The organism is Rhizobium sp. GN54 (genome assembly GCF_021026345.1).
GTDB lineage: Bacteria > Pseudomonadota > Alphaproteobacteria > Rhizobiales > Rhizobiaceae > Mycoplana.
On the sequence record NZ_JAJNCZ010000020.1, the window covers coordinates 1 to 18,839 of the forward strand.

Sequence of the window (18,839 nt, forward strand, 5' to 3'; positions counted from 1 at the left end):
AAGCATCCAAATAAAAAGCCTCCGATGAAACCGGAGGCTGTTGTAACCCCATCGCAGATGGGGGTCCCGTTTGGACGCCGATCACCCCATGTGCGGGGTCCTTATTCCATGCCGAAACACACCAGCCTTCGAATGGTGGGCAGAAGCTCTGCATCCTCGGCCTTGTGATAGGTCCCGCGCGGCTTTGATCTGCCTTTAAGGCGCTCGACGAGGTTGGAACGGGAAACGCCCAGCGTGTCGGCGACGGTCTTCATCGGGAACCGTCCTTCGGCAACAAGATCGGCCGCGATATCCGTTTTTTTGAGTCTGCTTTGGATAATGCTTCGCGGAGGATTTCCACCTCCATCGTCTTGCGACCGAGCATGCGCTCCAGCTCGCGGACGCGATCCTCCAGCTTCTTCACTTCCGAATTGCCAACAACCGGCTCGTCAGAACCCACGGCTGCAGCACCTCCCTCGCTTAAGAGCCTGCGCCACCGGTAAAGCAGATTGGGCGCAACGCCATGGCGGCGGGCGGTAGAAGATACCGTCTCGCCTGGTTCGAAACTCTGCTCGATGATTGTCAGCTTCTGCTCGGTTGTCAGAGGTGGTCCCGCCTGGTGAGACAGCTTGGCGGCTTGGCTAAGGTGGATCGGGTTCGTTTTTACGCCGCCAACTGCTCCGTCATTTCCACCATAGCATGGACTTCATCGGGCGTCCTGCCGCCGAAGGACGAATGCGGGCGTCGCTGATTGTAATAATCGATCCAGGCACCGATGCCACTACGCGCGTCGCTGCCGGTCTCGAAGGCGTTGAGGAAGACGCACTCGTATTTGAGGCTGCGCCACAGCCGCTCGATGAAGACGTTGTCCATCCAGCGGCCGCGCCCGTCCATGGAGATGCGGATGCCGGCATCCTTCAGTGTCGTCGTGAAGGCGAAGCTGGTGAACTGGCTGCCCTGATCGGTGTTGAAGATGTCGGGCTTGCCGTGGCGGGCGATCGCCTCCTCGAGAGCGGCGACGCAGAAGTCGGCATCCATCGTGTTTGACAGCCGCCAGGCTAGCACCTTGCGGCTGAACCAGTCCATGACGGCGACGAGGTAGAGGAAGCCGCGCCGCATGGGAATGTAGGTCACGTCGGCACACCAGACCTGGTCCGGCCGCTCGATCGCCAGATGCCGCAGCAGGTAGGGATAGATGCGGTGCTGCGGATGCGGCTCACTGGTCTTCGGCGCCTGGTAGATCGGCGTCAGACCGATCTTGCGCATCAGGCTGCGGACCCGTTTGCGGCCGACGTTCCAGCCCTGGCGTCGCAGATGCCGCGCCATCTGTCGCGAGCCATACCACGGCATTTCCATGAAGACCTCGTCGATGATGCGCATAAGTCCGAGGTTCTCGGGGCTCTCGCCGGCGGGCTGGCGATAGAACGAGGCCCGTGAGATCGAGACCAGTTCGCATTGGCGGCGGATCGAGAGCCGTTTGTGATCGGGATTGATCATCATTCTCCTCCGATCCAGGCTCAGCGATCGAAGCCTTTGGCCAAAAAATCCCGCTCGACGACGAGTTGGCCGATCTTGGCGTGCAGCTTCGTCACCTCGGCTTCCCGGCCGACCTGCGCATCCGCTGCCTTGTCGTCGAAAGCCTTGGCCAGATTTTCAATCGCCTGCCGTTTCCATTTTGTGATCTGGTTGGGGTGAAGCTGGTGCTTCGTTGCCAATTCCGAAATCGTCCGCTCGCCGCGGATCGCCTCAAGTGCGACCTTGGCCTTGAACTCGGCCGTAAATCGTCTGCGTGTCTTCATGCTGGATCGTCCTTTTCATCGTCGATCCACCTTATGCCCCTGTCTCACCAGGCGGGACCACCTCTGTCCACCGCCTGCGGCGGACATCACCCGTCAGCAATTCAATGTGTCGGTACTCGTTAGACATAAGCCTATACCCAAGCCTGTGCTTGAGCCTTTCTGCTTATGCCGACTGTCCGGTCGAAACGGGGGGCAGTTCACAAGGCCGCATGGCGCTTTCAATGGAAAGGCACCTTACGAAATCCTCCGCGAACGCCTATAATCCAAACAAGGATGTCTCATCGCCCTTCAGAAGATTACACTTCGGCGATGGCAGTACCATCGGTACGTCGCCGGAGACGGAATTGGACTAGCGATGGTTGCCTTGCGAGTAGGCTTAGCCTCGAAGCTGTCTATCTGTGGGTGACACCGGGTCGTCCGGCGGGCGAGCGATCTTGGTCTTGATCGCAGACCTGCCGGGATCCGGTGATCGCCCAATGGCCGTAGACCGTGTGGTTGGCTAGTGAGGTTCCAAAGGCCGGTTGTATCTTGAATTAGTCCTTTAGTTAGAATAATTCTAAACTGAACATTTTTCTGCGTTTTCCTTCCATCACGGAATGAGGTTGCGTCGACGCAGCATCATCCCGCTGCACACACAATCACTGCTCGGAGCACCATTCATGCGCGCCCTTCACAAGGAAAATCATCTCATCGAACGGATAGGCTGGCTTCGGGCGGCTGTACTGGGTGCCAATGACGGGTTGATCTCGACGTCGAGCCTGATCGTCGGTGTCGCCGCGGCGACCAACGCCTCGCATGAGATCCTTGTTGCCGGTGTTGCCGGTCTGGTGGCCGGGGCGATGTCGATGGCGGCGGGCGAATATGTGTCGGTCAGTTCGCAGGCCGATACCGAGGAAGCCGACATGGCGCGGGAACGGCACGAGCTGGCGACGCAGCCGGAGGCCGAGTTGGCCGAACTCGCGGCAATCTACGAGCAGCGCGGCGTGGCCCCAGAGCTGGCCCGGCAGGTCGCCGAACAGATGATGGCGAAGGATGCCTTCGAAGCCCATGCGCGGGATGAACTCGGATTGGCGAGCCATGTGATGGCAAGACCGGTTCAAGCTGCGCTGACCTCGGCGGTCACGTTTGCGGCGGGTGCGGCTTTGCCGTTGATCGTCGCCCTGCTTGCGCCGGCCGGAACGGCTGCATGGACCGTGTCCCTTGCTTGCCTCATCGGTCTTGCCATCCTCGGCGCAATCGGGGCACGGGCGGGCGGCGCCAGCATCTGGAAACCGACTATCCGGGTGGTGTTCTGGGGCGCTGTCGCGATGGCCTCGACCGCATTGATCGGCTCCGTGATCGGCCGGGCGGTGTGACGATGAAACGTCTGTCGCTCGATTTCCAGACCGTCATGTCGGCAATTGCGGTCCTCGGGATGATGCTGGCCGTCGCCGGGACCTGGCCGCCGGCGGAAGGCCTTTCCATTCTAAGATCTCCCGGTCTGGCGATGGTCTATTTGGCCGGAGGGCTTCCCGCCACCTGGAGCGCCCTGACGGCGTTGTGGCGCGATCATATCCTCGACATCGATCTTCTGATGGTCGTCGCGGCCGTGGCGGCGGCGATCGTCGGGGCGCCGTTCGAAGGCGCGGTGTTGCTGACGTTGTTCAGCGTGTCGACCACGCTTGAGCACCAGGCATTGGGACGCGCGCGCAGGGCTGTTGAGGCGCTCATGGCGCTCCGGCCGGAGACGGCTTTCCGCAAAGGAGAGGACGGGACCACGGTGGAGGTTCCTGCTGCGGAGCTTGCCGTCGGCGATGTGGTGGTGCTGCGTCCGGGCGCACGCGTGCCGACCGACGGTGTGATCCTGCATGGCCGTGGCGGAATCGACGAAGCCAATATCACCGGTGAGTCGATGCCGGTCTCCAAGGAACCGGGCGAGCAGGTTTTCGAGGCGACCGTCAATCTTGACGGGGTCCTTGACGTGACCGTCACCAGGACGGTCGGCGACAGCACGATCGCGCGCATGATCCAGCTCGTCACCGAGGCGCAGGAAGCGAAGGCGCCGTCCGAGCGCTTCAGCGCGTGGTTCGGCCAGCGTTATACGGTCGGTGTCCTGCTGGGCTCCGCTCTGGCCCTTGCGGTCTTCTATTGGCTTGGCCGCGACTGGGAACAGGCCCTCTACAAGGCCGCGACACTCCTGGTCGCCGCCAGTCCCTGCGCGATCGTCATCTCAGTCCCGGCAGCGATCCTGTCGGCGCTCTCCGCCGCGGCGCGAGGCGGCGTGCTGTTCAAGGGGGGCGGTGCGCTCGAAACGCTCGCCGCTGTCGATACCTTCGCGTTCGACAAGACCGGGACCCTGACCAATGGACGTGCAGAGGTTACGCGCATTGTCGCCCTGGATGGTGAGGATCGCCGTTTCCTTTCGCTCCTTGCCGGGCTGGAAGCGCATTCCGAGCATCACATCGCTGCCGCCATCCGTCGTGAGGCCCTGGTTCATGGCGTTGAGCCGGTGGCGGTCGTGGACGTTACGTCGCATCCGAGCGCCGGCATCGTCGGCTACGATTCCTTCGGCCCGATATGGGCCGGCAACGCTCACCTCGTCGAGGACATGGGCGCCTCCGTCGATGATCCGGCGTTCCGTGAACTCGCCGACAGTTCTCAGACCGTGGTCTATCTTGGGCGCGGTGCGACCGTTCTGGGGGCGGTCAGTGTTGCGGACGAAGCAAGAGCCAGCTCAGCCCCGGCGCTGGCCGCGCTTCGCGCCGGTGGCGTCAACCGCATCGTGATGATGACCGGCGACCGCAGGCCGGTGGCCTTGCGCATCGGTACGGAACTTGGCCTTGCGCCCGGCGAGGTTCATGCCGAGATGCTGCCGCAGGACAAGGTGCTCCAGGTCGGCGACCTCGCGCGTGATGGCAAGGTCGCTTTCGTCGGCGATGGCGTCAACGATGCCGCCGCATTGGCTCGCGCCGACGTCGGCATCGCCATGGGCGCGGCGGGGTCGGACGTCGCACTGCAGGCCGCCGACGTCGCCCTGCTGTCGGAAGACATGAAGAAGCTGGCCGATGCGCACCGGCTTGCACGGCGGACGGCCGTCATCATCCGACAGAATCTCGTCCTCGCGATCGGCGCCATGCTGGTACTTGTGACCGGCGGCCTGTTCTTCGACCTGCCGCTTCCGCTCGCGGTGATCGGACACGAAGGCGGCACCGTTCTGGTCGTGCTGAATGGCCTACGCCTCCTGTCGGACCGAATCCGCGCCACCGACGGCTATCTCCACCATTCTCGTCAATATGAGTTCCAGGATCAAACGGGCAGCACGTCCGGATCGCGGGCGACCTCGCCCACCACACCATGATTGGACCCAGTGCTGATTGGGCGGCAGCCGGACCTTCCCTGTCCTAAAAACCGCAAAGGGACACCGATGCTGACTTTGACATCGCTCGGCGCGCCACCGCATCCTTATCGACTGCGGGCTGTTCCAGGGGCTCAAGAACCTGCGCGAGCTTAACTGGGAGAAGCTTCCGGTTCAGCCTGCGGCGATCGGCGCGGTCATCCTGACGCAGGCCCATCTCGACCGTTCCGGATAGTCGCCGGCATCGGATAACACATGCCTCGTCTCACTTGCGCCAGATCAAGAACGTTCCTTTGCCAATGGTGTATCAGGGGGGGAAATGAAGGATCGGATCGTGGTCAAGGCACAAGAACTACCCTCAAGTTTCCACCACGTGCGGTTGGTTCTCGCTCGCGGCAAAGACCATCCGGAGGGAGATCGGGAAGAAGGCTATGATCTTCTGGTTCCGCTCAACCACGAAGGATTCCTTGATCCGCTGGAATGGAAGAAATCTCGCGACGCCTGTCGCGTCCGATATTTTCGGGACGGTAAGACGGCCCGCATCGGGCTGTTGCGGCGCAAGCCCGGCGGGCAGTGGTATTTCGATTACGAGCCGGGTGATCGGGACGACGAGATCGGTTTCCGCCTGGGCGAGGAGTGCTTCCGTCTTGGCGAATACATCTCGGTCGGGCGGGAAGGCGCGTTTGTCACCTATCAGGTCGCGCGCGTCGAAAAGCCCTGACGCCGGGGCGAAATTGCAGAAAAGGAGAAAGAACCTTGTCGAATACACCTCACACTCTTGGCGACGAATTCCCAGACCAGATGGACGCCATTCATGCCCTGAAGGCGAAAAGCCCGGAGTTTGCGCATGTTTTGACGGAATATGACGCGGTGAACGACAAGATTCATCGGTCCGAGACACGTCTCGACGCCATTTCCGAAGCAGCCGAGGCCGATCTGCGCCGCCAGCGGCTGATGTTAAAAGACAAGATCGTGGCATCGCTCCGCAACGCGTGAGGGGACTGCGAGGCCGCGTTTTGCTGCCCCGCTTGCATTACCCGATTTCGGGGAGATCAGCGACACCACTCTCCCCGAAACCATCGCTTACAGCCGACCAGACCGACCCATCAAGGCCCGAGTGTGGCCGCATGCCCGGCCGCAATCTCCCCCTCAATTCACGAACGGCCAAGATACAGAGACGCTGCCATGCCGGCCGCAAGGCCGAGCACGCTAAGGGCGCTGACGGGCCCGCCGATCCTTGAGCCTCCGACCCATGCCGCCATCACGGCTTTGACAAGTGTATTCATGGCCACGGCGATCAGGATCGCATCTGCCGCAAGACCGGGCTCGATCGAATGCGACGCCAGGCGGGCCATGGAGATCGAAATCGCATCCACATCGGCGATGCCCGAAGCGGCGGCGGTCACCAGAACGCCCGCATTCCCGAACGACTGCTGAAGCAGATGCGACACCACCATGACCACGGTGATGAGTGTCCCCATTTTCAGGGCAGGCGCCAATTCCAGCGGGTTGGTGATCGTAAGTTCCGGCTGTTCGGAGGAGCCGCGACTTTGTAGCAGCAGGAGCCCGGCGCCGATGGCGAGCACGCCACCGCCGATGAGCAATGGCCATTTGAGATGCGGAAGCAAGCTTGGGTTCAAGGCCGTCGCCACGACTGCAACGCGGATGATCATGGTCAAGCCGGAAAGAAGCACGCCACAGGAAAGCAGCGTGCTGGACTCGGGGTGCCGGCGGGCAAGCCTTGCCAGCGTCAAGGTCGTCGCTGTCGAAGAGGCGAGCCCGCCCGCGATCGCCGTCATCAGGACGCCAAGCCGGTCCCCGAACACGCGGACGGCGACGTAGCCGGCGAAGGAGACCGCGGCGATCAGGATGGTCAGCAACCAGATCTCATATGGATTGACGGTGCCCCAGGGATCGACCGGCCTGTTCGGCAGGATCGGCAGCATGAGAAAGGTCATTGCCAGAAGCGTCAGGCCCGACCGGATCTCATTCCAGCTCAGCGACGCGACCCAACGATGCAACGGCTCGCGCAGGGCAAGCAGCACAGCCGTGGCAACAGCCCCGGCGATGGCGGCTGCAAGGTCGCCGACGACGGCAAGCGTTCCCAGCAGGAACGTGGCTATGCCGGCGACGACGGATGTCGCGCTGTAATTTCGCTCGGCCCGCGCTTCGAGCCAGTGGTAGGAGGCGAATGCCGCGGTGAACCCGAGGAAAACAAGACCGATCACGAGGCCAGAGTCGAACTGCCGGGCCAGGGCGCCGGTAATGCCGCCGGTGAGACCGGTCAGCGCGAACGTTCGTAGACCTGCCGCGCGCAGATGGTCTTCCTCGTTGCGGGTACGCCATCCACGCTCCAGGCCGATCAGCAGACCGATCGAAAGCGATACCGCAAGGCGGCTGAGCAGGGCGTCAGTGTCCATGGTCTCCCGAGTTGCCTTTCAGCATCTGGCGTCGATGTCGATGATCATTTGTCTATGAAGAACCTTGCCTCAAACCCGTCAATCCTGCCGCTTGCGGGAGATTGGAGTTCTATCCGTCCATTTGTTCCGGCAGCAATGGTCCGGGCGATGGCGAGCCCCAGGCCGGCCCCCCGCACCAGAGCCTGACCGCGCTCGAAGGGCTCGCTCAGCCGCGCAAGCACTGCGGAAGGCACGACCGGGCCGGCGTTCGTGACGCGCAGACAGCCGTCTGCCGACAAGGTGACGGCGACCGGTTCGTCCCGCACGCCATGCTTGAGGGCGTTTTCGATCAGGTTCCGGGCCAGGATGGCGAAGGCGTCGGCGTCGATGCTTGCGAATACCGGCGCGTCTGGCAGTGTCAGGTCGATGCGCCCTGCAGTCTCGGCCTGCCCGTCGAATTCGCTCACAACCATCCGCAGGATGGCGCCGATCTCGACCGGCGCCTCGGCGAGAAGGCGTCCGCCCTCGGCTCTCGCCAGTTGCATGAGTTTCTCGGTGAGGCGGGAAAGGCGCCGCAAGGCGGTCTGCATATCCTCGGCGCGCTCGCGCGTGGCGTCGTCCGGCGCTTGCGCGATCATGCGCTGCGCCTGCGCCAGTGCAGCAGCCACCGGTGTCCGCAGCTCATGGGCCGATTTGGCCGCCAGGCTGCGCTCGGCCTGCAAGGTACGCGTCAATCGGTCCAGGAGGTGGTTGACCGCTTTGGCGACGGGGCCGATCTCCGAGGGCAGGTCCTCCGCGTCGATGGGTGTCAAATCACCGCCGCCGCGCGCCTCGATCTGCGAGCGGAAGGTCCGAACCGGGGTCATGGACAGCCGGACAATGACCCAGATGCCGATCAAGCCGAGCGGGACAATGACGGCCAGCGGCAGGCTCAGCCCGAGCAACAGTCGCCCGGCGGTCATCCGGCGATGCGACAGGGGCTCCGCGATGGTGATGGTCAGATTCTGCTGGAGGGTCGCGTCGGAGTAGAGGCGGTGCGTCGGCGTCGTGGCAAAGCCCATTCCGGAAAACGGCGGGAATGCCGCGAGATCGGCGCTGTGCGATCGCAGCAGAACCTTGCCCGCGGCATCGCGCACGACATAGGTGAAATACTCGTCGTGCTGGCGGAGCGTGGCAACGCGCTGTTCGGTGTCGTCGGCATCGCGGCCGATGATCTCGATCGCCGCAAGCGGCAGGATGCGTTGCGCCGTCTCTTCGAGGGCGCTGTCGAACACCTCGTCCATTTCGTGGCGCAGCATCTGCGCGGTCACGACCGCGGCAAGTGCCCATAACACCGTTAGCCCTAGCCCCAGCCATAGCGAGAGCCGCCATTGCAGGCTCCTGGGCCGCTTCATCTTGCCGTTCCAAGACGATACCCGATGCCCCGCACCGTATCGATCGCGCCGTGGCCGAGCTTCTTGCGCAGTCTGCTGACGTGAACCTCGATCGTATTGCTCTCGACCTCTGCGCCGAATGCATAGAGCCGATCTTCGAGCTGCGCCTTGGTCATCGCGATGCCGGGCCGCTGCAGAAATGCTTCGAACAGCGCCCATTCGCGACCGGTAAGCTCAACAGGGCGCGCGCCGTGCATCACGGTCCGGGCGGCGAGATCGATGCGCAGGTCGCCGATCTCGATGAGAGGATTCGGGTTGCCGCTGTATCGCCGCGCCACCGCATTCAGCCGCGAGGAGAGTTCCGACAGATCGAACGGCTTGATCATGTAGTCGTCGGCGCCGGCATCGAGGCCCGCGATGCGGTCGGAGATCTGGTCGAGCGCCGTCAGGATGATGACCGGCGTCACGCTGCCCTCGGCTCGAAGCTTTTTGAGAAAGGCGATGCCCAATCCGTCCGGGAGCATCAGATCGAGCAGGATGAGATCGTATGCCGCGCTTTGGAGATGTTCGCGCGCCGCATCGAGCCGTGTCACCCAGTCCACCGAGTGGAGGGCGGCAACCTGCTCGCGCACGGCCTTTCCGAGGATAGCATCGTCTTCGATCAGTAGAACTCTCATCCCAGGGTCACCCGTCTCGCCATCCTCCTGCCTAGCGTCCGATGCTGTCGGTTTGCTGAAGACCGCCCCATCGCTGCTTCAGGCGTTCGTCAGGAGAGCGTGCCATGGTTCCCCCCGAAAGCGCGTTGATCAGGAACAATGAAACGATGAAACATTTGCTGGCCGCGATCCTCGTTCTGGCGTTTTCCGGTCCCGGTATCGCCAAGGCTGACGACGACGATTGCCATGTCTCGATGGATCGATGGAAGCCGCGGGAAGCGGTCGAAACAATGGCCGCCAGTCAAGGCTGGACCGTTGCCAGGATCAAGATCGATGACGGCTGTTACGAAATCCGGGGAACCGACCGGAATGGCCTGGCTTTCAAGGCCAAGGTCGATCCGGAAACCCTCGAAATCGTCAAGTTCCGGCACAGGGATCGCGATGACGACCGTCACGGATCGAGGCGTCAGCGGCCGCCAGCCTCGCAGAACGACACCGTAGGCGGAACATCCTCCAACACCCTGCTCGGGACGACCGTGCGGCCCAAGACCACCATCAAGTAGCAATCCCATCTCGCTATCGCTCAAGCGCTGCGACCGTCGCAAGGAGATCCCGCCATGCCTCATGATCCGGCCCGTTATTCCAGAAGCATGATCGTCATCCACTGGCTGACAGCCCTGCTGATCCTCGGGGCCTGGCTGACCTCGACGGGAGGCCGTCATATGGCCGAAAACCCGCCCTTGCTGCATTTCTCGTTCGGGTTGGCCGTGCTCGTCCTGGTGCTTCCGCGCTTGATCCTGCGCCTTGCGGGCGGAACCCCGGACGCGCCGCAGTCCAATGGCCGTCTCGCCCTTGCCGTCAAAGCCGGACATGTGCTGTTGTATCTGTTCCTCATTGCCCTGCCGTTGAGCGGTTGGTACGCGGCGTCGCGCCTCGGTGTTCCCGTTTCTTTCTTCGGCTTCCAGCTTCCGGCGATCACCGAGCGGGTGCAGGGCGCACCGGGCCTGATCGCGGACATTCATGAGAATGCCGGCACGATCATCCTCTACCTTGCCGGACTGCATGCCGCGATGGCGGTCTGGCACCAGTACGTCCTGCGCGACGGGACGTTGCAGCGGATGTCTCCGCGCTAACGCAGCGGCAGCCAGCCACGCGCCTGAGCGGAGCGTGGCTGGCTGCCGTCTTGTTCAGTCCCCGGAGCTTTCGCGGCTGGCCTACCGACAGGCCGGTCGCTCCTGCATCTGCTGCGGACCTGACCGTGTCCGATGTTTCCTGACGAAGTGCTGACGGAAAATCCCGATGGCCGTCAGGCAGCCCTCAGGCGGCTTCGCCACAGTGACGAGGACGGGTCGGCGCTCTGCGACGACCCGGACACCGTTTCCTCGCAGAAGGCAAGCCGACATGAAATCGCTTCTCGCAGCTCTCGCCATGACAACCGCCCTCACGTTCCCTGGCCTCGCCATGGCCCGGCCGGTGACATTGACCACAACGCTGACCAACTATGGCGGCGACGGCGCCTATCTCGCGCTCTACGTCACCGATCCCCAGGGCAAATATGCCGGCACGCTCTGGGTCGCTGGCGGCAAGTCCAAATATTACGAGCATCTATCGGGCTGGTATCGCGCCACTGGCGGCCGCGCCGGTATCGACGGCATTACCGGCGCTAGCGTCGGTGCGGGGCGCACGCTGGAGATCTCGCTCGACCTTGCCGATGCGCTTTTCGACGCAGGTTACACGCTGCATGTCGACGCAGCCGTGGAGGACATGCGTGACAGCCCCAACGAGGTCGCCGTTCCCCTGACCACTGCGGGCACGAAGACGACCGTTCGCGGTCGACGCTACGTCTCGACCGTTGCCTACTCCTTCTAGGCGGTGGACGACATGATCCGTGTCATCCATCGCTGGCCAGGCCTTCTGGCCGCTCTTTTTCTGCTGGTCTTGAGCCTTAGCGGTGCAGCACTCTCGCTGTTTCCCGCCGCCGAACGGTTGTCCGCCCCGCAGGCCGAGGCAGGGCTTTCCGTCGGGACGCTGGCCGGACGTATCCTCGCCATCCACCCTCAAATAGAACAGATACGTCGCGCGCCCTCCGGCAAGATCACCGCCTACTGGTTTGAGGGTGGGGCGCCTCAGGCCGCCATCATCGATCCCGCAACAGGGCTGGGTGTCGCCTCCAGCGATCCGAATGCCGTCGAGCAGTGGCTTACCGGTCTGCACCGGTCGCTCTTTCTCGGTGACGGCGGGCGTATCGCAGCGGCAGTGGGCGCTGCCGCCATGCTGGTCTTGGCTGTGTCCGGCACTATGCTCGTCGCCCGCAGGGCCGGCGGCTGGCGGCGATGGTTCGCGCCGATACGCGGGCCGCTCGCCGGAAGATTGCATGTCGAGATCGCGCGCGTCGCCGTCGCAGGCCTCGTCTTGTCCTCGGCCACCGCATTGTGGATGACGGCGTCGACATTCGATCTCCTTCCCGACGCGGCCACATCTCCCGTCGCCCACATCGAGGCGAGCGGCCGGACCGGCATGGCCGCATCGCATATGGATCTGCTGAAACGGACACCGGTCACCGAACTGCGCAGCCTGGCGTTTCCCGATCCGGCCGATGCGACGGATGTCTTCACGCTGAAGACGGATCGCGGCACGGGCTATCTGGATCAGGGCACCGGCGTGCTGCTGGCCTGGAGCGACCTGACCGGATGGCAGCGTCTCTCGGAGACTATCTATATGCTGCATACCGGTCGAGGCGCGGCCACCTTGGGCCTCGTGCTCGGCATGATGGCGCTCGGCGTGCCGGCGATGGCGGGCACCGGCCTCATCCTGTGGCTGGCGGGTCGGCGCGGGCGGCCACGGATTCACGGCAATGTAACGGCTGGACGTGCGGAAACGATCCTGCTTGTCGGCAGCGAGAGCGGCAGCACATGGAGCTTCGCTGCGACACTGCACGCCGCGCTGACGAAGCTCGGGCAGGCGGTTCACACCGCGCCGATGTCGTCATTCGATCCTGAACGCTACCGGCATGCCCGGCGCGTTCTCATTCTTGCGGCAACCTATGGCGATGGCGATGCGCCCGCTTCGGCGCGGGGGTTTCTCGATCGCCTGCAAACCCTGCCGGTAGAACCAACCATTCCGATCGCCGTGCTCGGCTTCGGTGACCGCAGCTTCCCGGCCTACTGCGCTTTTGCCCAGGTCGTTGCGAGGGCCGCCGAGGCGCGAGGGTGGAGCACGCTCATCCCATACGAAACCGTCGACCGGCAGTCGCCGCAGGATTTTGCCCGTTGGGGACGATCGCTGGGCGAGGCAATAGGGATCGGGCTGGAGCTTGTCCATCGGCCAGCCTTGCTGGCGGCCTCCCCATTGACCCTCGTTTCGCGACGCGAATACGGCGCGGAGGTGCAAGCTCCGACAGTGATCCTGCGGTTCGTGCTGCCCAAAGTCCCGTTCTGGCATCGGTTGGCCGGGCGTGGCTTCGGTCGATATTCGGCAGGCGATCTTCTCGGCGTGCTGCCCGAGGGCTCGTCCGTTCCACGGTTCTACTCGCTGGCTTCGGGACGGCGCGATGGCTTCATCGAGATCGTCGTGAAGAAGCATCCGGCGGGGCTCTGTTCCGGGCAGCTCTTCAATCTGGAGCCAGGATGTGCCGTTCGCGCATTCATCCGAACCAATCCCGGCTTCCATGCCGGCAGGAGCAGGATACCGTTGATCCTGATCGGAGCTGGAACAGGGATAGGGCCGCTGGCGGGCTTCGTGCGCGCCAATGCGCGTCGCCGTCCGATCCACCTGTTCTTCGGAATGCGTCATCCTGCCAGCGATTTCCTCTACAAGGACGAACTGACGCGCTGGCATCGCGAAGGGCGCCTTCACCGGCTCGTCGGGGCCTGCTCGCGCGGGCGGATGCCGCGCTATGTCCAGCACGCTCTTCTTGAGGATGCCGCCCAGATCGCAGCCCTGATCCGCAGCGGCGCGCGCATCATGGTCTGTGGTGGGCGGGATATGGCCGTCGGCGTTTCGGCGGCGCTTGCCGAGATTCTCGCGCCGGTAGGGTTGACGCCGGCCCTGCTCAAGGCGGAGGGACGCTATGTCGAAGACGTCTACTGATCCGATGAGGCACGCGCTCAACGGACCGACCATGGGAACGCGCTGGTCCGCGCTGTTCTACACGGAGGCAGGGTTCGATCCGGAGCCGGTTCGACACGCTCTTCAGGCGGAAATGGACGAGGTGGACGCGCAGATGTCCACCTGGAAGCCCGACAGCGCTCTGATGAGGTTGAACGCCGGTCCCGTCGGCGACTGGATCGATGTGCCGGCGCGTCTGGCAGACGTTCTGCATCTTGCGCTCGAAATCGGCCGTGCGTCGGGCGGAGCTTTCGATATCGGCGTGGGCGATGCGGTCGTTGCCTGGGGTTTTGGCCCGCAAGCGGCCGACCGGGCCCTGATCCGGAAGGCACTCGCGACATCGCGCCAACCCGCCCATGTGGCGCTCGAGCTCGATCCTGTTCGCGCGGCGGTGCGCAAGCGCGCGCCGATCACGATCGACCTCAACGGCATTGCCAAGGGATATGGCGTCGACCGGCTGGTCGCGATCCTCGGGCGCTTCGGCATAACTTCCGGCCTCGTGGGAATTGACGGCGAGATGAGGGCGCTCGGTCTGCGCCCCGATGGTGAACCGTGGAACATTGCCGTAGAAGGTCCCGACGCGGCCCGTCGAGCGCCGCACTCCGTCCTCGCCTTGCAGGAGGCTGCGGTCGCCACCTCTGGCGATTACCGGCATTGGACTGTCGTGAACGGTCGCCGTCTCTCGCACACCATGAATCCGCGCCGCGGTGCGCCGCTACTGTCGTCGCCCGCTTCGGTCACGGTCGTCGCGCGAACCTGCGCTGAAGCCGATGCCTGGGCGACCGCGTTGACGGTTCTCGGTCCGACGTCCGGGACCGAGCTTGCCCAGCACCTTGGCCTAGACGTGCTGTTTCTTCTGCGAGACGCCTCGGGCGGAGTCCGGCCGATAGCGACAGGACCTCTTTTTTCGGCAGGCCGGGAGACCTGTCGAAGGGTTCCTGAGGTTTATGGGCAAAGTTTGAAGCAATCGCACAATTCGGACTGACAGGACCGGAAAATGGCCGTGCCTCCTGGTGGTGGCTGGACTTTGGCCAGCTATTCTTGTCAATCGACGTTGTAACGGGACCCCGTATCGGCTTCCAAATTCCATTCAACCCAAGATTTCATATCGCGACAGTTGATGTGGAGAATGCGCCAGAACGTGAGAGGCGCGGATTTGCACGCTTAACCTTTTGAAATTTATCAAGTTTAATTTCTGATCTCTCTGCTGTTTATTTCATCACAGGTTGCTTAATGTAGGAATTTCTTAACCGCCGTAGCTCCTACGACTTTACTCAGGCCATGAAGTCGGCCCGGATCATAGCAACCCACAATTGGTGGGACCGATAGGTTGGAAGATTGCGGGTTTAGGCAAATGCTGATACGCTGGGGTACCGTAAGGACATGCTTGCCATGCTCATGGCGGGGCGCGCCGCCCAGCAGATCGTGGTCGGCAAGGTGTCCGCCGGGTCCGCTGGTTCGGACGAAAGCGGTCTCGCCAGGGCAACGAAGATGGCGCTCGCCATGGAGCGTTCCCTCGGCTTCGGTGCGATTCAGCCGCTGCTCTACCGCGATGACAAGGACCCGACCGCCGTGCTCGACGGTAATCCCGATCTCGCAGCCCGCATCCATGCGGGATTGGAAAGGGCATTTGCGAGGGCGGTCGAAATCATCAGTGAGAACCGCGACAAGCTCGACGCGCTCACCACGGCGCTGTTCGATGCGCAGGCTTTGGATGGCGAGGCGGTGAAGGGGCTGCTCAAATACGGTGATCGTGCGCCAGAATAACAGTAGATTCGGATTTGAATTGTGTTCTTGGGATAGTCGACGGTTGCTATAGCGATGTGTCGGTGCTGGCCGGTATCCGGCTGGGGTAGAGGTATATTTGCGCCTTTATTATGGTCCTTCAGTCTAAAGTTGTGACACTTCAAAGCCGACAGTCTGCTCAATTTGCAAGTGCGCGCCGTCCGGCAGAGCGGGCAGCATTTCTCCATCTGCATTACCGGAGATATCTGATGCTTAGCAGGAGTAGAGGCATCGCCAAAGCGCAGAAGGATAATCCCCCGAGGTGCTGGTATCCAAGAACGCCAAATACGCCACCGAGTGCGAAGAAGACAATCGTGACGAGGTGGAGTTTCAAGCGCAGCACGATGGCCAGCCTGTCGGAGCTGGAATTGTTTCCCAGAAGCATGGCGATGCCCACCCCGATATCGGTTGCTACACCCGAAACGTGGGTCGTTCTTACGCGACTGCCGGAAATCCGCGTCGATGCCGCATTCTGCAATCCCATGGTCAGGCTCAACAGGCCCACCACCAGCACACCATTCGGGGAGCGTGCGCTCAGGGTGATGAAAAGCCCGACAAGCATCAGAAGCGCGGCTTCGACGATCAATGTGAGGGCGTAGATGTTACGACGTAGCTGCCGCTTGCCGACTTCGATGAGACACGAGGCGATGAAGGCACCAAGGATGAACATCACGACGATCGTCAGGAATCCCAGTGCCAGGTCGGACCGGGAGACTGCGAGGAAATCGGAGGCCATCGAGACATTGCCGGTCATGTTGGCTGAGAAATAGCGGTAGCCAAGGTAACCGGCACTGTTCACGCCGCCTGCGACGAACGCCAGAATTGAAGCCAGCATCAGGTCTGTTGCCGGAGTCCTCTTGTCGCCTTCTTGGATGAGCATTTCGATTTTACATTGCTATGGATGCGGTGGGGAACGAACCGCGTGTCGTTTCTGTAGGGCAGGATGCAACGCCGAAGCGCGAGAGTCGATGGGGGGCGTCCATCTGCGTGACGGTTTGCATCATGTATGAGCGAACAGAAGCTCGGCTTCCAGCCCGCTATCGGCCTTTCTGTTCCGCAGCATAAAACCGATGCGATAGACATCGACGATTTCACGAACGATGGAGAGACCGAGGCCAGAGCCGGGGGATGCCATGTCAAGACGCCAGCCGCGGCGGGTGAGATTGCCGAGTTCTTGCTCCGGCACGCCCGGACCGTCGTCCGAGATCGTCAGACGCAGGCCGTCTTCGTTGCGCTTCCAGCGCACGCGAATTTCGGCCGTCGCCCATTTGACGGCATTTTCGAGCAGGTTGCCGATGAGTTCGCGAAAGTCGGCTGGGTCCATGGGCACGGTCTCGGTGTTTGGGCCGTCGATCTCGAACCGCAGCCGCTCGCCGGAAGGGGAGCGCTTGAGGATGCGCACAAGTTCGCCGACGATCATGGCTACGTCGGCGTCCGAGCGGCGCAGGTCCGCGCTGGCGGCGATGCGGGCAAGCGCCAGTTCCCGTTCCACATGATTACGCATGACGGACGCCAGGTGCTCCAGTTCGTCCGCCATGGCCGCCTCACCCTTGTCGCGCAGAGTGAGGACATCGTTCGAGAGCACCGTCAGCGGCGTGCGCAGGCCGTGGGCGAGGTCGGCCGCGCGCTTCCTCGCCTTGCCCATCATCGCTTCCTGCGTATCCAGAAGCGCATTGACTGCCGCCACGGTGCTCTGGAATTCACTGGGATAGGCGCCGGTCAACTGGTTGGCACGCCGCTCGCGGATGCGCACGATCCCTTCGTTCAGCGCCGCCAGCGGCCGCAGCCCGAGGGTGAGCTGCAGGATCGACGCGACGACGAGGAAGACGCCGAGCCCGGCGACGGCCGGCAGGATGTCGCGGATGAAGGCGGCTCTGGCCTCCTCCAGCGTTTGCGCGTCGATGGCGACCGCGATGCGCAGCGCGCGTTTCCCCTCCGGTGCAGCGACCTGCACGAGCCGCTCGAGGACGATCAATGAACTTCCGGCCGGGCCGGGCAGCAGGTAGCGATGAACCGCGCCCTCGGCGTGCCTGTCCATGGGCAGGGCAAGGGCCGTGTCGAACAGCGACAGCGAGCGGACGGTCTGCCCCCGCGCATCGTCGACGATCTGCCAGTAAAGCCCGCCATAGGGCGTGGCGAAGCGCTGGTCGAGCGGGCTTTCCGGGCGCTGGAGCGTGCCGTCGGCGGCAAAGGACAGCGCGCCGGCCAGCGTGTTGATATGGCTGGTCAGCTCCGCATCGATGCGGTTGCGGATGTTGCTGGAGAAGAGCGAGACCAGCAAGGTGACGGTCAGTGTCAGCGCGAGGCTCACGGTCAACGCGGAAATCAGCAGGAGGCGGCTGCGAATGGAGGTTGGCCATCTCATGCGGCGGCGATCCGGTAGCCGTAGCCGCGGCGCGTCTCGATGAAAGCCTTGCCCAGCTTGCGCCGCAGCCGGCCGATCAGCACCTCCACCGAATTGCTGTCGCGGTCGAAATCCTGGGCGTAGAGCTGCTCGGTCAGTTCCTGCTGGCTGACATGGCGCTCGCGGTTCTGGAGCAGATGGTGCAGGCAGCGATATTCGAGCGGCGTCAGGTCGACCGGCCGGTCCCCAAGCGTCACCGATTTGACGCGCGGGTCCAGGTGTAGGCCGCCGGCGCTGAGGACGGGGCTCGGCTCGCCGGCATAGCGGCGCAGGATAGCGCGCAGGCGGGCGAGGACTTCCGCGATCTGGAAGGGCTTGGCGAGATAGTCGTCCGCCCCGGCATCGATGCCTTCCACGCGCTCTTCCCAATTGCCGCGCGCCGTCAGGATGAGGACGGGGAAGCGGCGCCCGTCCTTGCGCCAGCGTTTCAGGATCGTCATGCCATCCATGGAGGGGAGGCCGAGATCGAGGATGGCGGCGGCGAAATCCTCGCTGTCGCCGCGATACCAGCCGTCTTCGCCGTCGCGGGCATGGTCCACGACATAGCCCGCCCGCTCCAGATGGGCGATGAGATCGCGGGCGATCAGCCGGTCGTCTTCAACGAGCAGGATGCGCATCATTCGTTCTCGACTTCGAGGATCGTGCCGCTCGCTGCGTCGATCTCTATTTCGACGAGCTGCCCTTCGGGCGACAGAACCTTGAATTTGTAGAGGAAGATCCCGTGCTTCCGGCGTGGTTCCACGCGGACGATATCGCCCCGGAAACGCCGGCTGACGATGTCGCGCAACTCGGAAAACGGTTTGATCGCGCCCTTCTCGACCGCCTCCTGAACGGCGTCGAGGGTGCGTCCGTCCGCGTCGTCCCCCTCATCGTCTGCATGAGCGATTGCGCCGGCCGAAAGGAGCCCGGCAAGGGAAAGGGTGATGACGGACATGAAGAGCACACGCATGTTCGAAGCCTAGCACGGCGAGGCTGAAATTTTGCTGACATTTCCCGTCAGCCA

At 63.2% G+C, this 18,839-nt stretch carries 18 protein-coding genes and 1 pseudogene; 10 read left to right on the top strand and 9 right to left on the bottom strand.

Features of this window, described 5'->3' with window-relative positions:
- Positions 1 to 119 precede the first annotated feature (119 nt).
- Positions 120 to 631 (bottom strand): annotated as a pseudogene (locus LQK81_RS25850) (transposase); the annotation flags it as partial.
- An 11-nt stretch (positions 632 to 642) separates the two neighbouring features.
- Positions 643 to 1,778, bottom strand: a protein-coding gene (locus tag LQK81_RS25855) for an IS3 family transposase (protein ID WP_442967191.1) whose coding sequence is annotated in 2 segments (ribosomal slippage) — positions 643 to 1,508 and positions 1,508 to 1,778 — 1,137 coding nt in all. Because the reading frame shifts where the segments join, the coding sequence is not laid out codon by codon here.
- 659 nt (positions 1,779 to 2,437) lie between these two features.
- On the opposite strand from LQK81_RS25855, the gene LQK81_RS25860 reads away from it, so the two are divergent.
- From LQK81_RS25860 to LQK81_RS25875, 4 genes are all read left to right on the top strand, one after another.
- Positions 2,438 to 3,133 (top strand): VIT1/CCC1 transporter family protein, encoded by a 696-nt coding sequence (locus LQK81_RS25860; protein WP_023513021.1) that lies wholly within the window; start codon positions 2,438 to 2,440, stop codon positions 3,131 to 3,133.
- Positions 3,134 to 3,135: 2 nt separating this feature from the next.
- A complete protein-coding gene (locus LQK81_RS25865) occupies positions 3,136 to 5,115 on the top strand; it encodes a heavy metal translocating P-type ATPase (protein WP_023513020.1) in 1,980 nt (659 codons plus the stop codon).
- Positions 5,116 to 5,431: 316 nt separating this feature from the next.
- Complete coding sequence (locus LQK81_RS25870) at positions 5,432 to 5,833, top strand: hypothetical protein (protein WP_023513019.1); 402 nt, start codon at positions 5,432 to 5,434, stop codon at positions 5,831 to 5,833.
- 35 nt (positions 5,834 to 5,868) lie between these two features.
- Complete coding sequence (locus LQK81_RS25875) at positions 5,869 to 6,108, top strand: YdcH family protein (protein WP_023513018.1); 240 nt, start codon at positions 5,869 to 5,871, stop codon at positions 6,106 to 6,108.
- Positions 6,109 to 6,266: 158 nt separating this feature from the next.
- On the opposite strand, the gene LQK81_RS25880 is transcribed toward LQK81_RS25875, so the two are convergent.
- The 3 genes from LQK81_RS25880 to LQK81_RS25890 are packed head-to-tail and all read right to left on the bottom strand — an operon-like array spanning position 6,267 to position 9,561.
- Positions 6,267 to 7,532 carry an MgtC/SapB family protein gene (locus LQK81_RS25880; protein ID WP_023513017.1) on the bottom strand — a complete coding sequence of 422 codons (1,266 nt, stop codon included), beginning with the start codon at positions 7,530 to 7,532 and terminating at the stop codon, positions 6,267 to 6,269.
- 44 nt (positions 7,533 to 7,576) lie between these two features.
- Positions 7,577 to 8,905: an ATP-binding protein gene (locus LQK81_RS25885; RefSeq protein WP_035219798.1), complete on the bottom strand. Its 1,329-nt coding sequence runs from the start codon at positions 8,903 to 8,905 to the stop codon at positions 7,577 to 7,579.
- Positions 8,902 to 9,561, bottom strand: a complete 660-nt coding sequence (locus LQK81_RS25890) for a response regulator transcription factor (RefSeq protein ID WP_024271189.1) — start codon at positions 9,559 to 9,561, stop codon at positions 8,902 to 8,904. Before LQK81_RS25890 ends, LQK81_RS25885 begins: the two co-directional genes overlap by 4 nt.
- A 104-nt stretch (positions 9,562 to 9,665) precedes the next feature.
- Between LQK81_RS25890 and LQK81_RS25895 the strand changes: the two genes are divergently transcribed.
- The 6 genes from LQK81_RS25895 (at position 9,666) to LQK81_RS25920 (ending at position 15,414) form a co-directional block, all read left to right on the top strand.
- Entirely contained in the window at positions 9,666 to 10,103 is a 438-nt protein-coding gene (locus LQK81_RS25895; RefSeq protein WP_023513014.1) for a PepSY domain-containing protein, read from the top strand.
- Positions 10,104 to 10,157: 54 nt separating this feature from the next.
- Positions 10,158 to 10,673 (top strand): cytochrome b, encoded by a 516-nt coding sequence (locus tag LQK81_RS25900; protein ID WP_023513013.1) that lies wholly within the window; start codon positions 10,158 to 10,160, stop codon positions 10,671 to 10,673.
- Between the two features lie 268 nt (positions 10,674 to 10,941).
- The gene (locus LQK81_RS25905) at positions 10,942 to 11,409 is read left to right on the top strand and encodes a DUF2271 domain-containing protein (protein WP_023513012.1); all 468 of its coding nucleotides are present in this window, start codon (positions 10,942 to 10,944) and stop codon (positions 11,407 to 11,409) included.
- Positions 11,410 to 11,421: 12 nt separating this feature from the next.
- Entirely contained in the window at positions 11,422 to 13,629 is a 2,208-nt protein-coding gene (locus LQK81_RS25910) for a PepSY domain-containing protein (RefSeq protein ID WP_023513011.1), read from the top strand.
- Positions 13,610 to 14,632: an FAD:protein FMN transferase gene (locus LQK81_RS25915; RefSeq protein ID WP_023513010.1), complete on the top strand. Its 1,023-nt coding sequence runs from the start codon at positions 13,610 to 13,612 to the stop codon at positions 14,630 to 14,632. The genes LQK81_RS25910 and LQK81_RS25915 overlap by 20 nt, the downstream gene beginning before the upstream one ends.
- A gap of 398 nt (positions 14,633 to 15,030) precedes the next feature.
- Positions 15,031 to 15,414, top strand: a complete 384-nt coding sequence (locus LQK81_RS25920; RefSeq protein WP_230809296.1) for a hypothetical protein — start codon at positions 15,031 to 15,033, stop codon at positions 15,412 to 15,414.
- Positions 15,415 to 15,625: 211 nt separating this feature from the next.
- Here the strand turns inward: LQK81_RS25920 and LQK81_RS25925 are convergent, their stop codons facing one another.
- The 4 genes from LQK81_RS25925 to LQK81_RS25940 all read right to left on the bottom strand — a co-directional run bounded on the left by LQK81_RS25925 (position 15,626) and on the right by LQK81_RS25940 (position 18,785).
- On the bottom strand, positions 15,626 to 16,312 hold the full coding sequence (locus LQK81_RS25925) for a YoaK family protein (protein WP_035219792.1): 687 nt from the start codon (positions 16,310 to 16,312) through the stop codon (positions 15,626 to 15,628).
- Positions 16,313 to 16,432: 120 nt separating this feature from the next.
- Positions 16,433 to 17,797, bottom strand: coding sequence for a sensor histidine kinase (locus LQK81_RS25930; RefSeq protein ID WP_035219791.1), 1,365 nt, complete (start codon positions 17,795 to 17,797; stop codon positions 16,433 to 16,435).
- The gene (locus LQK81_RS25935; RefSeq protein ID WP_117371557.1) at positions 17,794 to 18,453 is read right to left on the bottom strand and encodes a response regulator transcription factor; all 660 of its coding nucleotides are present in this window, start codon (positions 18,451 to 18,453) and stop codon (positions 17,794 to 17,796) included. Before LQK81_RS25935 ends, LQK81_RS25930 begins: the two co-directional genes overlap by 4 nt.
- Entirely contained in the window at positions 18,453 to 18,785 is a 333-nt protein-coding gene (locus tag LQK81_RS25940; protein ID WP_035219790.1) for a PepSY domain-containing protein, read from the bottom strand. Before LQK81_RS25940 ends, LQK81_RS25935 begins: the two co-directional genes overlap by 1 nt.
- Positions 18,786 to 18,839: the final 54 nt, after the last annotated feature.

Coding starts and splice junctions, on each gene's coding strand:
- LQK81_RS25860 (WP_023513021.1), top strand. CDS start 2,438: ATGCGCGCCCTTCACAAGGAAAATCATCTCATCGAACGGATAGGCTGG.
- LQK81_RS25865 (WP_023513020.1), top strand. CDS start 3,136: ATGAAACGTCTGTCGCTCGATTTCCAGACCGTCATGTCGGCAATTGCG.
- LQK81_RS25870 (WP_023513019.1), top strand. CDS start 5,432: ATGAAGGATCGGATCGTGGTCAAGGCACAAGAACTACCCTCAAGTTTC.
- LQK81_RS25880 (WP_023513017.1), bottom strand. CDS start 7,532: ATGGACACTGACGCCCTGCTCAGCCGCCTTGCGGTATCGCTTTCGATC.
- LQK81_RS25885 (WP_035219798.1), bottom strand. CDS start 8,905: ATGAAGCGGCCCAGGAGCCTGCAATGGCGGCTCTCGCTATGGCTGGGG.
- LQK81_RS25890 (WP_024271189.1), bottom strand. CDS start 9,561: ATGAGAGTTCTACTGATCGAAGACGATGCTATCCTCGGAAAGGCCGTG.
- LQK81_RS25895 (WP_023513014.1), top strand. CDS start 9,666: ATGGTTCCCCCCGAAAGCGCGTTGATCAGGAACAATGAAACGATGAAA.
- LQK81_RS25900 (WP_023513013.1), top strand. CDS start 10,158: ATGCCTCATGATCCGGCCCGTTATTCCAGAAGCATGATCGTCATCCAC.
- LQK81_RS25905 (WP_023513012.1), top strand. CDS start 10,942: ATGAAATCGCTTCTCGCAGCTCTCGCCATGACAACCGCCCTCACGTTC.
- LQK81_RS25910 (WP_023513011.1), top strand. CDS start 11,422: ATGATCCGTGTCATCCATCGCTGGCCAGGCCTTCTGGCCGCTCTTTTT.
- LQK81_RS25915 (WP_023513010.1), top strand. CDS start 13,610: ATGTCGAAGACGTCTACTGATCCGATGAGGCACGCGCTCAACGGACCG.
- LQK81_RS25920 (WP_230809296.1), top strand. CDS start 15,031: ATGCTTGCCATGCTCATGGCGGGGCGCGCCGCCCAGCAGATCGTGGTC.
- LQK81_RS25925 (WP_035219792.1), bottom strand. CDS start 16,312: ATGCTCATCCAAGAAGGCGACAAGAGGACTCCGGCAACAGACCTGATG.
- LQK81_RS25930 (WP_035219791.1), bottom strand. CDS start 17,797: ATGAGATGGCCAACCTCCATTCGCAGCCGCCTCCTGCTGATTTCCGCG.
- LQK81_RS25935 (WP_117371557.1), bottom strand. CDS start 18,453: ATGCGCATCCTGCTCGTTGAAGACGACCGGCTGATCGCCCGCGATCTC.
- LQK81_RS25940 (WP_035219790.1), bottom strand. CDS start 18,785: ATGCGTGTGCTCTTCATGTCCGTCATCACCCTTTCCCTTGCCGGGCTC.